The organism is Mycobacterium sp. (genome assembly GCF_032159775.1).
Taxonomy (GTDB): domain Bacteria; phylum Actinomycetota; class Actinomycetes; order Mycobacteriales; family Mycobacteriaceae; genus Mycobacterium.
The window spans coordinates 44,347-57,498 of record NZ_JAVHWK010000139.1; the positions used below are offsets into that span (position 1 = coordinate 44,347).

A 13,152-nucleotide genomic window follows, 5' to 3' on the forward strand; every position below is an offset into this window, starting at 1 on the left:
TTCCTCGAGCTACCCGCCGCGTTTCGTGCCGGTGACGAGCAGGTATTCAGCGTGGTAAGCCGTTTTGCCCGGCTCTGCCGCCGTGTTCCACTCGGTGAGGAATGCCAGGAAATCCCGGTCCAGGTCGGCCACCCGCTCTGAGTTCTCGGCGTTGAACTTGTACGTCGAAACCGTCGGGCCGTAATTGCGTTTCCAGTACTCCCGAAAGTCCAGGGGACTGGGGCTGTGGTCGATGACGACCTCCTGGCGGCGCATCTCCAGATTGGCAACCCGGTCGCCGAACAGCTCGCGCACATGGTCCTCCTCGCCCCAGAGCGGCGCCGGGCTGGCCCCGGGCGGCGGCGGCGGTGCGTACGGCTTCATCGTCTTGAACAAGTTGCCGACGAAACCCTGCGGTGTCCAGTTGATGAGGCCGATTCGTCCGCCAGGACGGCACACCCGGATCAGCTCGTCTGCTGCCGCCTGATGATGCGGCGCGAACATGACACCCACGGTGGACATCACGACGTCGTAGCTGTCGTCCGCGAATGGCAGGGCCTCCGCGTCGGCCTCCACCCATTCCAGCTCGACACCGCGCGCCGAGGCGATGCGGCGGCCAGCGTCGAACAGCTCGGGTGTGAGGTCGCTTGCGGTGACGACGGCGCCCGCCTCGGCGGCCGGGATGGCCGCGTTGCCCGACCCGGCCGCGATGTCGAGGACACGGTCACCGGCCTGAATTTCGCACGCCCGCACGATCTCGGCGCCGAAGCCGGGGATCAACTCCGCCGCGACCGCAGGGTAGTCCCCGGAGGCCCACAGCGCGCGGTGCTTCGCTTTGAGTTCACGGTCTGCGTCGACAGTGGTCATCTCCGTTGCTCGTTCGAGTCGATGACCGACGCTATAACTAGGAGGCCGTCGCGTTGGGTAACTGTTCGAAACTTCTGAAACAACCTGCTCAGGATGAATTCACAATTCCGGTCCCGAGCGTTTGCACGCGCACTTCCGACCGCGGTGAATAAAACAATGCCGTACCCGGTCGTCCGGGGTAGTCGGATGTCATGAGTACACCCACCGCAGCCATCAGCTCGACCGAGTTGCGAGATCGACTCGACTCACCAACCGCGCCAACCGTTCTCGATGTGCGCACACCCGCCGAGTTTGAGACCGCACACATCACGCGTTCCTACAACGTTCCTCTCGACGTGCTCGGCAAGAACACCTCCGAGGTCGTCGAGAAACTCGACGGCGAGGTTGTTCTCTTCTGTAAGTCGGGCCAGCGCGCGGCTGAAGCAGCGACTCTGCTGCGTGATTCGGGCCGCGATACCGCGCGGATTCTTCAGGGCGGCCTGACGGACTGGGAGCGCAACGGCTTCGCCGTGCAGCGCGGGATACCCCGTTGGGAACTCGAACGTCAGGTGCGGCTGGTCGCCGGATCCATCGTGTTGTCTTCGGTCCTCGGCAGCGTCGCGATACCGAAACTCAAGTGGGTGGCCGCAGCCATCGGCGGCGGGTTGACGTTCGCCGCCGTCACCAACTCCTGCGCGATGGCGACGGCACTGTCCAAGCTTCCGTACAACCGCGGCGAGGCCGCCGATGGGCACGACCTGATCGCGAAGCTGGGCTAGGAACAGCAGCCGTCGCAGGTTCCGGGCACCTCGAAGTTTCGGGTGATCGACTGGGTGACCGCGGGGCGTTCGCCGCCGTCGGCGTCCCGGAAGGTCACGACGGCGTAGACCTCGTCCACGTCGTCATCGGAGCCCGGCTGCTTGTAGTCCTCGTTGAAATTTGGCCTGGGAACGACCATTTCGCGTCGATAGTCGAGACCGCCCGGGATGGGTCGCAGGTAACCCTCGCTCGTCGTCTCGGTGGTCGGGTAGAACCCGTAGCCGATGTTGTGGTCGTTGTTACCTTCGTCGTCGGCCTTGAGCTCGACGATCAAACCACCGGGCTGCCTGCCCTCGTTCATGTGGATCAGGTAGCCGGCGGCGTCGGCCGAATCCATCGGATAGGTGCCCTTGACGGTGATTCGGTAGCTACTCGGATTGCCGACGTCCTGACACATGTAGAGCCTCGCGCCGTCGGTCTGCGACGGTGCCGCCGCGGCCACGCCGATGCCGACGAGATTCAGACTCGATGACCGACGCACCACCGCCATCGGGAGAAATTCCCTATGTTCGGGTCGCCGATGCCTAGTCCAGGAAGCCGTGCAGAAGGGCTTCCGAGCCTGCGACGTGAGCAAGCATCGCGGCGGCGGCACGGTCGCAGTCCCCCGCCAGGATCGCCATCACGATCGTCTCGTGCTGGTCGTCGGAATGCGCGATGTTGCGCGCCAGCAGCGGGATCCGGTCGAGCAGCCCGTTGACGCGCATCCGATTCTCGGCCACCAGGGTCACCAGCGACGGCGAGCCGGCGGCTTCGGCGATGGCCAGATGAAACCGCGAGTCCAACCGCCGGTAGTCGGCCGCGGGCGCTCCGCGCACGTCCGTCATCCGGCCCCACAGCACCTCACGCTCGGCAGCTGTCAGTGTTTGACTTGCCGCCATCCTCGCGGCACCCACCTCGAGCACCTCGCGCAACCGCAACGCGTCGTCGATCTCGGCACGGGTCGCGCCGGAGGTGTCACCGGTATGGGCCGGAAGGCGCTCGGCCAAAAACGTTCCCCCGTAACGGCCGCGCCGCGATACCAGATAACCGGCCTCCGACAGTGACTTGATCGCTTCACGCACGGTGTCACGGCTGACGCCGAGCCGCGTCGCCAATTCCCGCTCGGGCGGCAAGGACTCACCGGGTTGCAGGACTCCGAGCCGGATCGTCTGCAACAGCCGACCGACGGTGTCCTCGAAGGCATTCCCCGGCCGCACCGGGCGAAGCAAGGCTTCGCCTGCGAGCGGAACGTCCGGGTCGACCGACATGACTAGAGGGGGGTCACGTAGGCCGAGCTGATGCCGCCGTCCACCAGGAAAGTGGAACCGGTGATGAACGATGCGTCGTCGCTGGCGAGGAAGGCCACCGCGGCGGCCAGTTCTTCTGGATCGGCGAACCTGCCCATCGGAACGTGTACGAGCCTGCGCGCGGCCCGCTCGGGGTCCTTGGCGAAAAGCTCTTGCAGCAGCGGTGTGTTCACCGGACCGGGGCACAGCGCGTTGACCCGGATGCCCTGCCGCGCGAACTGCACGCCGAGCTCACGCGACATCGCCAGCACTCCGCCCTTCGACGCGGTGTAACTGATCTGCGAGGTCGCCGATCCCATCACCGCAACGAACGACGCGGTGTTGATGATGGAGCCCTTCTGCTGCGGAACCATGTGCCTCAGCGCGGCCTTTGAGCAGAAGAACACCGACTTGAGGTTGATGTCCTGCACCCGGTCCCAGGCGTCGACGCCGGTGTTCTCGATCAGGTCATCCTCTGGCGGGCTGATGCCCGCGTTGTTGAATGCGATGTCCACCGACCCGTGAGTTTGGGCGGCGGTGTCGAACAACGCGTCCACAGCGACCTGGTCGGAGACGTCGACCTGGACGAAGGTGCCATTCAGGTCGTCCGCGACGGTCTTGCCGGTGGCCGGGTCGATGTCGCCGATGACGATTGTGGCGCCCTCGGCCCGCATCCGCTTGGCGGTCGCCAACCCGATACCGCTGGCCCCGCCGGTGATGACGGCGACCTTGTCCTTCAGTCGCTGAGTCAGATCCATCAGCTCTCTCCGATCGCGAAGAAGACGTTCTTGGTTTCGGTGAAGTGCAACGGCGCATCAGGACCGAGCTCACGGCCGAGCCCGGACTGTTTGAATCCGCCGAACGGAGTGTTGAAGCGCACCGATGAGTGCGAGTTGACCGACAGGTTGCCCGCCTCGACCGCCCGGGACACCCGTACCGCCCGCGACAGGTTGTCGGTCCAGATCGATCCGGACAGGCCGTACTGGGTGTCATTGGCCAGCGCGATGGCGTCGGCCTCATCCTCGAACGGCAGCACCGTGACGACCGGTCCGAAGATCTCCTCGGTGACAGTGCGGTCGGTGCGTTGCGGGGTCAACACCGTTGGGGGGAACCAGTATCCGGGTCCGTTCGGCGCGCTGCCGCGGAACGCCACCGGCGCATCGTCGGGCACATAGGCGGCCACCGAATCGCGGTGCGATGCCGAAACCAACGGTCCCATCTCGGTGTCCTTCGACGAAGGGTCTCCGACGACGACGCCTTTCACCGCAGGCTCGAGCATCTCCATGAACTTGTCATAGACGTTGCGCTGCACCAGGATACGGCTGCGTGCGCAGCAGTCCTGGCCTGCATTGTCGAACACGCCGTACGGCGCGGTGGCCGCTGCGCGTTCCAGATCGCAGTCGTCGAACACGATGTTGGCGCTCTTGCCGCCGAGCTCCAGCGTCACCCGTTTGATCTGCTTGGCGGCCCCGGCCATCACGCCGATTCCCACTTCGGTGGAACCGGTGAACACGATCTTGCGCACATCCGGATGGGTGACGAACCGCTCGCCGATCACTGAACCCTTGCCGGGCAACACCTGGAACACGTCTTCTGGCAGCCCGGCCTCGAGCGCGAGCTCGCCGAGCCGGATCGTGGTCAGCGGCGTCCACTCGGCGGGTTTGATGAGCACCGCGTTTCCCGCGGCGAGTGCGGGCGCGAAACCCCACGATGCGATCGGCATCGGGAAGTTCCACGGGGTGATCACCGCGATGACGCCCAGCGGCTCGTTGAAGGTGACGTTGAGTCCGCCCGCCACCGGAATCTGCTTGCCGGACATGCGTTCCGGGGTGGCGGAGTAGAACTGCAGGACGTCGCGGACGTGCCCCGCCTCCCACTCCGCGTTGCCGATGGGGTGGCCGGAGTTGGCAACCTCGAGCGCCGCGAGCTCGTCGACATGCGAATCCACGACAGAGGCGAACGACCGCAGGGCGGCGGCGCGGTCGGCGGGTGGCAGTGCCGCCCACTTCCGTTGTGCGACGGCGGCGCGTGCCACGGCGTCGTCGACGCCGGTCTCGTCAACCCGTTCAACGGTTCGCAACTCCTGCTCCGTAGCGGGGTTGATCAGAGTCGAGGAGCTCACGCGGTCACCTTCCCTGTCGCATACTCGGCCGCAGCCTGCACCACAGCGATGAACAGACGAATGTCGTCGAGGCGTTCTTCGGGATGCCACTGCACCGCCAGCACGAAGTTCTCCCCAGGGATCTCGACGGCCTCGATCACACCGTCGGAGTCCTGCGCACTGATGACAAGCCCTTCACCAAGTCGATCGATGGCCTGGTGGTGGTAGCACTGGGCATCCGACGATTCGCCGATCAGCCCGGCGAGCCGGCTGTTGGGCACCGTGTGCACCGAGGAGGTGGAGAACACCGCGTTACCCAGCTGGTGTCGGGTGTGCCCGATCACGTCGGGCAGGTGCTGATGCAGCGTGCCGCCGAGCGCGACGTTGATCACTTGCGCGCCGCGGCAGATGCCCAGTACCGGCATTCCGCGCAAGATTGCCCCGCGGACCAGCGCGATCTCCCACGCATCGCGCTGCTGATTGGCCGGTATGGGTTCGTCGGTCTCCGGATGGCGCTGCTGACCGTAACCGGCCGGGTCCAGGTCCCGGCCGCCGGTGATGATCAGGCCGTCCAGCCCATCGAGTACCCGGTCGGGCGTATCGACGGGCTGCGGCGGAAGCAGCACAGCGGTCCCGCCGGCGAGGTTGACGCCGTCGGTGTAAATGGCGGGCAGAAACGTCGCGTGCACATCCCAGATGCCCGACTGCGCTTGTTGCAGATAAGTGGTCAGGCCGAGGACCGGTTTAAAGCCGCTCAAAGCCGCGCACCCTTTCCCAATCGGTGACCGCGGAATTGAATGCCTTCAGCTCGATGGCCGCGTTGTTGAGATAGTGCTCGACGACCTCATCACCGAACGCCTCGCGGGCCACCTGCGACTTGCCGAACAGCTCGGCGGCCTCAGTCAGCGTTGTCGGCAGGAAATCCGCGCCGCTGGTGTAGGCGTTGCCCACCATCGCATCCGGTAGTTCGAGGCCCTGCTCGATGCCGTGCAAGCCGCCGGCGATCAACGCCGACACCGCGAGATACTGGTTGACATCCCCACCGGGAGCGCGACATTCAACCCGCATACCGTGGCCGTGGCCGACCACCCGCATCGCGCAGGTGCGGTTGTCCATGCCCCATGCGACCGCGGTCGGCGCGAAGCTACCTTCGACGAATCGCTTGTAGGAGTTGATGTTCGGCGCATAGAACAGCGTCAACTCGCGAAGCGTCGCGAGCTGGCCCGCGATGAAGCTGCGGAACATCGCCGACATGCCGTCCGGCGCGTCCGAATCGGCGAACACCGCACTGCCGTCATCGCCACGCAGCGATATGTGGATGTGGCAGCTGTTTCCTTCGCGCTCATCGAATTTCGCCATGAACGTCAGGCTCTTGCCGTGTTGGTCGGCGATCTCCTTGGCGCCGTTCTTGTAGATCGTGTGGTTGTCACACGTCACCCGGGCGTGGTCGTAGCGGAATGCGATCTCCTGCTGCCCGAAGTTGCACTCGCCCTTGACGCCCTCGCAGTACATGCCCGCACCGTCCATGCCGAGCCGAATGTCGCGCAGCAGCGGCTCCATCCGGGTCGACGCCAGCATCGCGTAGTCGACGTTGTAGTCGGTGGCCGGTGTCAGGCCGCGGTAGCCGGCGGCCCACGCCTCGCGAAAGGAGTCGTCGAAGACGATGAACTCGAGTTCGGTGCCCACATAGGGCACCAGCCCCTTGTCGGCCAACCGGGCGATCTGCTTGTTGAGGATGCTGCGCGGCGCCTGGGTCACCGGGTTGCCGTCGGTCCAGGACAGGTCCGCCATGACCAGCGCGGTCCCCGGCAGCCAGGGCAGCAGCCGCAGCGTGGAGAAATCCGGTGTCATCACCATGTCGCCGTAGCCGGTTTCCCAGCTCGACATCGCATAGCCCTCGACGGTGTTCATGTCGACGTCGACGGCCAGCAGGTAGTTGCAGCATTCGGCCCCGTGGGCGGCGATGTCCTCGACGAACAGCCGCGCCGCGACTCGTTTGCCCGTCAGCCGGCCCTGCATATCGCAGAACCCGACGATCACGGTGTCGATGTCACCAGCGGCGATCAACTTTTCCAGCTCTTTTTGGGACAGCATGTCAGCCACACCCTAAAGGTAGGTCATCAGACCATTAGCCCGCTACCGCATCGTGGAGATCGGAGCCGGCTGGGCCTGCCGGTTGATCCGCATGTCGAATGCCTCGGAGACATGCCACTCACGCGACAGCATGACCGGCGTTCCGTCGCGGTCGTAGTCGGTCTCCTCGATGTAGAGCAGCGGCTTGCCGCGCCGAACCCCCAGCACCTTCGCCGTGAAGCTGGTGCTGGCCACGGCATGCAGGGTCGCCGTCGCATGGTCGGCGGCGTGCCCGGACGATCGCAGAAGCGCGAACAGCGAAGGGTCGAGTCTCAACAGATCGAGGTCGGCCCGCAGAAGCCGCGCGGGGATGCGGTCGCGCGAGTAGATCACCGGCTGCTCGTCGGCGGTTCGCACACGCTCGACCGCCAGCACCTTCTCGCCCCTGTTCAGCTGCAACGGCCCGTCGATCTTGCCGCTCTGCTCGAACACCGCGTCCAGCACCCGCATCCCGGCGTGCGCCCCGGCGCTCTCGATCATCGCGAGATAGCTCAGCGTCGAGTCCAGCCCGTGCGGCATCCGCCTGCGCTCGGCGACATAGCTGCCCGATCCGCGGCGTCTGGTCACGTAGCCCGCCTCGACGAGGCCGCCCACCGCTTCGCGCACCGTCGCCCGCGACACCCCGAATCGCTTCGACAGTTCGCCTTCGGTGGGCAGCTTGGTCCCCGGCTGCAACTGCGAACTGGTTATCTCCTCCAGCAGCTCGTCACGCAGCCGGTCGGCAAGCAAAGTCCGCCCGGGCATTTCATGAGCCTACGTTGTTCCCGGCGCTGCATCGGCCGCCGACGCGGTCTCCTCGACGACCCGTCGGACCTGGTCTGAGATCGACGGAGCCCCTGGCAGCATGCCGTCGAAGATCGCGCTGCCGATCGTGTAGCCCCACGCGCCCGCCTCGCCGACGGCAACCGCCCGATCGATGCTGGCGATGGATCCCGCGACGATCACCGGCCCACTCGAACTCGCCGTCACCGTGCGGATGAGATCGAGGACGTCGGCCGTCGGGTGCCGGTAGGCCAGCAGGTCCAGTCCGCTGACGTGGTCGAGCGCCGTCAACCGCTCGGCGTCCGCGGCGATCTCGTCGATCGAGCCGAGCAGCACGCTCGGGTGGTCGACGACCCGGCCGGGGAACGGGCAGTACTTCACGCCGTCGGGAAGCATGCCCGCCGTCTCGGCACCGTGCGTGCCGCCGAGCACCCAGTCGAATCCCGCCTGTGCCGCGGACCGAAGCGACGACATCTCGGCCTCTTTGCTGGTAGACACCACCTCGAGCATCACCTCGAAGCCTGCGTCGTGGGCCAGCGAGACCAGCTCGCGCTGCTTGGCAAGATCGGCTCCGACGTCCTTGAACCCGACGTAGCGCAGCCCGGTGTCGGCCAGGGTGGGCATTATCTCGGCCGCGTTGTCAACGGTCCTGTCGTCGTGGGTGAGCATGAAAACAAAATGGGCCACCAGTTCTCCTTCATCCCTTTTCGGCGTCGGCCACGATGGACCGCGCCGTGTCGTCTGACCAGACGCCGAGTAGATCGGCGAAATCTACGATCGAAATTCGTTCCCGCAGTAAGTAGGAATTGCGCAGTGCCCAGAACAGCAGGCCGTCGTCGTATCCGGTCCCGAGCTCGGCTGCCCGCGTCGGAAGTCCGCTCGCGTGGCTCACTTCGTCGAACTGCTCCGACGTCGGAAGCGTCACGGTCTGTTTGAACCCGTCCCAATCGGCGACCATCGCTTCGACGACGGCCTGATGGGCGAGCAGCCAGTCGCGCTTGGCGGAGTAACCCGTCCAGCACTCCTCGACGGTCTTCGCGCCCAGATCGGCGAAGGCCGACTCCGTCGCCTGCCGCCGTGAAGACTCGTCGGGGATCTGGATTCGTGCGCCAGAGGAGATGGAGCTGTCCACGAGCTGCCACACCCGCAGCGCGAGTCGCGTCGCCACCGTCACCTGCATGCCGTGTGGTGCCGGAGGTCCCTCCCGCTGGGACAGTGCCATCTCCAGCAGGTGTGACACCGCATGCTCGCTGCCCGACGCGGGTGCGGTCGACCCGACGATTCCCATCGACAGCCCACTTCCCGCGAGCAACCTGGCCAGGTCGGCAAGGCCCGCGGGCTCGGAATTGCGAGCGGCCGCAGCGAGTGCCGGCAGCGCGGGCATCGCGGCGAGAACCTGTTCGACGACAGCGGCGTCATACGCCGGACCGTGGCCGAGGCCCGCCGCGAGCTGCCATTCGGCGACCGCGTTGGGAACCGTGGACAGGTCGCCCACCCCGGCCAGGTTCAGCCCGACGGGTGCCGCGGTGAGGATGTCGGAGTCGGCGATCAGCATGTCGGGCCATCGCGACACCACCGTGCGTTTCGCGCCCGCGATGACCAGGACGCTGCGGTCGGCGATGAAACCGTTGATGCTGCAGGCGGTTTGGACTGCGACGTGGCGGCTCCCGGTGCGCTGCGCGGTGACCTTCGCGATGTCGGTGAGCGTGCCCGCGCCGATGGAGATCAGCAGCCGCTCGCAGCCGACTTCGGTCACCGCGCGCTCGACGGTGTCCTCGTCGGCGCGCACAGTACCGGTGCCCAGCTGGATCACCGGGCAGTCGAGCCGTTCGGCCAGCCGGTCGACGACCGGTCCGGCGGGTGTCCGGTACGGTCCGCCGTCGCTGATGATCAACGGCGCAGGCACGCCGGGCCTCGCGCAGGCATCCGCGATCGCGCCGTCAAGCACCGAGGCGCCGACGCGGATGTCCACGTCGGGCAGGGCGTCATGACCCCGCTCGCGCAGGTCGGCGAGGATGGCGATCGGTTCAGGAATGCTCACGGCGCCAACGCCTTCTCGACCGCGTCGAACGCGGCCAGGTAGCGCCCGTACGCGTCGGCGTACTGCCGCTGCGCCGCGGGCTCGGGATCGATGGAATTCGGATCCAGTTGCACGGCAACCAATGCCGCCGAGAAGTCGGCGAACACCCCTGCCCCGACGCCTGCGATCATCGCCGCGCCGACCGCGGTGGCCTCCTGGGTCAGCACCCGACGTACCGGCCTTCCGAGCACGTCGGCCTTGATCGAGGCCCACAGATCGTCGCGCGCACCACCACCGACGATGCGTACCTCACCGTGGCCGAGACCCAGCGCATCGAGCCGCTCGACGATGTCGCGCAGCGCATATGCGCACCCTTCGAGCACGGCGCGTGCGAGGTGTGCCGAGGTGTGATTCATCGCAAGCCCGAGGAAAGCGCCGCGCATCGCATCGTTCCACCGCGGTGCGGTCGAGCCGGACAATTCGGGAAGGAACAGCACGCCGTCACTGGTCGGCGGCGCTTGCGTTGCGCGCGTGAAGATCTCGCCCTGCGGCACCCCGAGCAGGTTGGCGAGCCACAGCGTGCTGCCGCCGCTGACGAAGCCCGGGTTCTCGATCAGCCAGGAACCCGGTACGGCGTGGCCGTGTGTCTCCACCACGCCGAGAGGATCGCGGACGGGTTCCGCGGCGACCGTCGTCACCGGTTCCGCCGTGCCGGTGACGTCGACGACGACGCCGGATTCGATGGCGCCCGCGCCGACGGACGCCGCGTGCTCGTCTCCGGTACCGACCACCACCGCGCACGTCGACGGCAGCCCGAGATCGGCGGCCACATCATGTCGAAGCGCGCCGACCACATCCGTCGAGGGCCGCACGACGGGCAGCATCGCCGGGTCGAGGCCAGCCGCCTCACACAGCTCGTCGTCGAAGTCGCCTTTGGTCACGTCGTACACCATCGTCGACGACGCGTTGGCGGCATCCTGCGCGTGTGAGCCCGAAAGATAGTGCAGGACATATGAACCCACCGGAACCAGCATTGCCGTGCGTTCCCAGACCTTTGGCTCGTTCTTTCTGATCCACATCATCTTCGGCGCACTGTGCGAGGCGTCGGCCACCAGCCCGGTACGTTCGGCGAGCAGGTCGGAACCGACCGACGAGACCAGCCGGTCGCATTCCTCGGTGGCCCGCTTGTCCAGCCAGATGATCGCCGAGCGCAGCGGCGTGCCGTCGGCGTCGCAGGCCACCACCCCGTCGACCTGGCTACCGAGGCCCATCGCGACGATCCGATCAGCCTGAACGCCCTGGACTGCAGCGCGTACGGCGTCGCGAAGAGCGGTGCAGAATGCGACCGGGTCCTGGTCGGCCCAGCCGTCGTGCTCGTGCACCATCGTCAGCGGCGCCGACCCGGAGGAGACGACGTCCCCACCCTCGTCGATGATCACCGCCTTGATGCTCTGCGAGCCGACGTCGACTCCCAGGACCAGAGACACGACTTCCCCTCACAGTTGACGTTGAATCGACGCCCGAAGGGCCGTGAAAGTCACGGTATGCGGGGAGGATTGGGCGGTGATCCTCCCCGCCGGTCACATCTATGGTGACCGAGTCGGCGGTTCTTCCGCCGAAATCTCGGTGACGGAGACCCTACCGTAACCCTCTTCCTGCAGGTTCGCGCCGCGCTGTCCGTGCGACATCGCGAACTCCTCTTCAGGTGACAGCACCAGCTTGTGCCGACCACGAATTCCGAAGTAGACGATGCCGATCACGAAGTAGACCAGCGTCCCGTAGACGCCGGGCCGGTAATCCTCGTTGAGGAACAGCGACACCAGTGCCACCAGCGCGATCGCCCCTGCGATCGCCGCACCCCAGATGCCCACCGGGCTGCGGTACGGACGCTCGATGTTCGGCAGCTTTCGGCGCAGCACGATGAACGCCAGGGTCTGCATGAAGTACGAGATCACCGCGCCGAACACGGCCATGTACAGCAGCGCGCCGACGATCTTGCCTGCCACAGCGCTCTCGCTCTGGCTGGCGAAATAGATGACGAGCGACAAGATGTATCCGATCACCGCGCCCGCGATGAGCGCCACGTAGGGCGTGTTGCGGGTCGGGTGGGTGATCGACAGGCTCTGCGGGAAATAGCCTGCGCGCGAAAGTGAATAGGTGTTGCGCCCGTATGCGTAGATGATCGTGAAGAAGCTGGCAATCAAGCCGATCAACGCGAGGAGACCAAGCAGAGACGCGCCGACGCCCTCGCCGAAGACGGCCTTGAACCCGTCGAAGAACGGCGTCGCCGACGTCCCGATCGCCGCGGCGCCGCCACCGATGCCCGTGTTCAGGAACAGGATTCCAATGGCGAAGAACATCAGCGTGGTGAGTCCCCAGATCGTCGCGCGGGGAATGTCTTTCTTCGGATCGTGGGATTCCTCGGCGGCCAGCGGAAGTTCCTCGATAGCGAGATAGAACCAGATCGCGAACGGTAGCGCGGGGAAGATACCGGCGATGCCGTGCGGCAGGAAGCTGGTTTGACCCTCGTCCGGTGGGATGTTGGTGAGCAGGCTGGAGTCGAACTTCCCGCTGACCAGAACCGCGACGAAGAAGAACGCAAGGACCGCAAGCGCCGCAACGGTGATGATCACGGTGAACCGCATGGTGATCTCGATGCCGAGGATGTTGATGCCGACGAAGATGATGTAGTAGACGGCCCACCACAGCACCGGGCTGTTCCACCAGCCGTCGGCCCCTGTCAGGTCGAAGACGATGTCGTGCGAGAGGAAGCCCATCGCGCCGACGACCACCGCAGGCGTGATGACGTACTCCATGTTCTCGGCCAGGCCGGTGATGAAGCCGCCCCATGGGCCCATCGCCGAGCGGGAGAACGAGTAGGCGCCGCCGGTGTGCGGCAGGGCAGGTGACATCTCCGCGATGGAGAAGCACAGGCCGTAATACATGATCGTGATGACGATCCCTGCGATCAGCAGTCCGCCGAAGCCGCCTGCGTCGAGGCCCAGATTCCAGCCGTAGAAGTCACCGGAGATGACCGCCCCGACGCCGAGCGCCCAGAGCGACCAGAAGGCGGCATGGCGGCGCAATTTCCGTTTTTCGAAATAGCCTTCGCCGGCTTCGGTGTAGGTGACCGATCCGACTGCCCGTATGTTCTCCGCCATCGCTCCTCCTGAGCTCTGCATCGGCGTCCAAGCAAAAGTTGTCAGACAACTTTGACAATAAACCTG

Annotated in this window: 13 protein-coding genes; 1 reads left to right on the forward strand and 12 read right to left on the reverse strand. The window is 66.0% G+C overall.

Features of this window, described 5'->3' with window-relative positions; translation table 11 throughout:
* Positions 1-9: 9 nt before the first annotated feature.
* On the reverse strand, positions 10-846 hold the full coding sequence (locus QOJ24_RS18825) for a methyltransferase domain-containing protein (RefSeq protein ID WP_526263923.1): 837 nt from the start codon (positions 844-846) through the stop codon (positions 10-12).
* A gap of 191 nt (positions 847-1,037) precedes the next feature.
* On the opposite strand from QOJ24_RS18825, the gene QOJ24_RS18830 reads away from it, so the two are divergent.
* Positions 1,038-1,604, forward strand: a complete 567-nt coding sequence (locus tag QOJ24_RS18830) for a rhodanese-like domain-containing protein (RefSeq protein ID WP_526263925.1) — start codon at positions 1,038-1,040, stop codon at positions 1,602-1,604.
* Here QOJ24_RS18830 and QOJ24_RS18835 read toward each other — a convergent pair.
* The 11 genes from QOJ24_RS18835 to QOJ24_RS18885 all read right to left on the reverse strand — a co-directional run bounded on the left by QOJ24_RS18835 (position 1,601) and on the right by QOJ24_RS18885 (position 13,086).
* Positions 1,601-2,134 carry a hypothetical protein gene (locus QOJ24_RS18835; RefSeq protein ID WP_526263927.1) on the reverse strand — a complete coding sequence of 178 codons (534 nt, stop codon included), beginning with the start codon at positions 2,132-2,134 and terminating at the stop codon, positions 1,601-1,603. The genes QOJ24_RS18830 and QOJ24_RS18835 overlap by 4 nt on opposite strands.
* 34 nt (positions 2,135-2,168) lie before the next feature.
* Positions 2,169-2,891, reverse strand: coding sequence for a FadR/GntR family transcriptional regulator (locus tag QOJ24_RS18840; protein ID WP_526263929.1), 723 nt, complete (start codon positions 2,889-2,891; stop codon positions 2,169-2,171).
* Between the two features lie 2 nt (positions 2,892-2,893).
* Positions 2,894-3,670: a 3-oxoacyl-ACP reductase gene (locus tag QOJ24_RS18845; protein WP_526264018.1), complete on the reverse strand. Its 777-nt coding sequence runs from the start codon at positions 3,668-3,670 to the stop codon at positions 2,894-2,896.
* A complete protein-coding gene (locus tag QOJ24_RS18850; RefSeq protein ID WP_526263931.1) occupies positions 3,667-5,031 on the reverse strand; it encodes an aldehyde dehydrogenase family protein in 1,365 nt (454 codons plus the stop codon). Before QOJ24_RS18850 ends, QOJ24_RS18845 begins: the two co-directional genes overlap by 4 nt.
* The gene (locus tag QOJ24_RS18855; protein ID WP_526263933.1) at positions 5,028-5,768 is read right to left on the reverse strand and encodes a gamma-glutamyl-gamma-aminobutyrate hydrolase family protein; all 741 of its coding nucleotides are present in this window, start codon (positions 5,766-5,768) and stop codon (positions 5,028-5,030) included. Before QOJ24_RS18855 ends, QOJ24_RS18850 begins: the two co-directional genes overlap by 4 nt.
* Positions 5,755-7,104 carry a glutamine synthetase family protein gene (locus QOJ24_RS18860; protein ID WP_526264020.1) on the reverse strand — a complete coding sequence of 450 codons (1,350 nt, stop codon included), beginning with the start codon at positions 7,102-7,104 and terminating at the stop codon, positions 5,755-5,757. The genes QOJ24_RS18855 and QOJ24_RS18860 overlap by 14 nt, the downstream gene beginning before the upstream one ends.
* Positions 7,105-7,146: 42 nt before the next feature.
* On the reverse strand, positions 7,147-7,887 hold the full coding sequence (locus QOJ24_RS18865) for a GntR family transcriptional regulator (RefSeq protein ID WP_526263935.1): 741 nt from the start codon (positions 7,885-7,887) through the stop codon (positions 7,147-7,149).
* 9 nt (positions 7,888-7,896) lie between these two features.
* On the reverse strand, positions 7,897-8,592 hold the full coding sequence (locus tag QOJ24_RS18870) for a 1-(5-phosphoribosyl)-5-((5-phosphoribosylamino)methylideneamino)imidazole-4-carboxamide isomerase (RefSeq protein ID WP_526263936.1): 696 nt from the start codon (positions 8,590-8,592) through the stop codon (positions 7,897-7,899).
* 10 nt (positions 8,593-8,602) lie between these two features.
* On the reverse strand, positions 8,603-9,946 hold the full coding sequence (locus tag QOJ24_RS18875; RefSeq protein ID WP_526263938.1) for an iron-containing alcohol dehydrogenase: 1,344 nt from the start codon (positions 9,944-9,946) through the stop codon (positions 8,603-8,605).
* Entirely contained in the window at positions 9,943-11,412 is a 1,470-nt protein-coding gene (locus tag QOJ24_RS18880; protein WP_526263940.1) for a xylulokinase, read from the reverse strand. The genes QOJ24_RS18875 and QOJ24_RS18880 overlap by 4 nt, the downstream gene beginning before the upstream one ends.
* Positions 11,413-11,511: 99 nt before the next feature.
* Entirely contained in the window at positions 11,512-13,086 is a 1,575-nt protein-coding gene (locus QOJ24_RS18885) for an amino acid permease (protein ID WP_526263942.1), read from the reverse strand.
* Between the last annotated feature and the right edge of the window lie 66 nt (positions 13,087-13,152).

Coding starts and splice junctions, on each gene's coding strand:
- QOJ24_RS18825 (WP_526263923.1), bottom strand. CDS start 846: ATGACCACTGTCGACGCAGACCGTGAACTCAAAGCGAAGCACCGCGCG.
- QOJ24_RS18865 (WP_526263935.1), bottom strand. CDS start 7,887: ATGCCCGGGCGGACTTTGCTTGCCGACCGGCTGCGTGACGAGCTGCTG.
- QOJ24_RS18860 (WP_526264020.1), bottom strand. CDS start 7,104: ATGCTGTCCCAAAAAGAGCTGGAAAAGTTGATCGCCGCTGGTGACATC.
- QOJ24_RS18885 (WP_526263942.1), bottom strand. CDS start 13,086: ATGGCGGAGAACATACGGGCAGTCGGATCGGTCACCTACACCGAAGCC.
- QOJ24_RS18835 (WP_526263927.1), bottom strand. CDS start 2,134: ATGGCGGTGGTGCGTCGGTCATCGAGTCTGAATCTCGTCGGCATCGGC.
- QOJ24_RS18840 (WP_526263929.1), bottom strand. CDS start 2,891: ATGTCGGTCGACCCGGACGTTCCGCTCGCAGGCGAAGCCTTGCTTCGC.
- QOJ24_RS18830 (WP_526263925.1), top strand. CDS start 1,038: ATGAGTACACCCACCGCAGCCATCAGCTCGACCGAGTTGCGAGATCGA.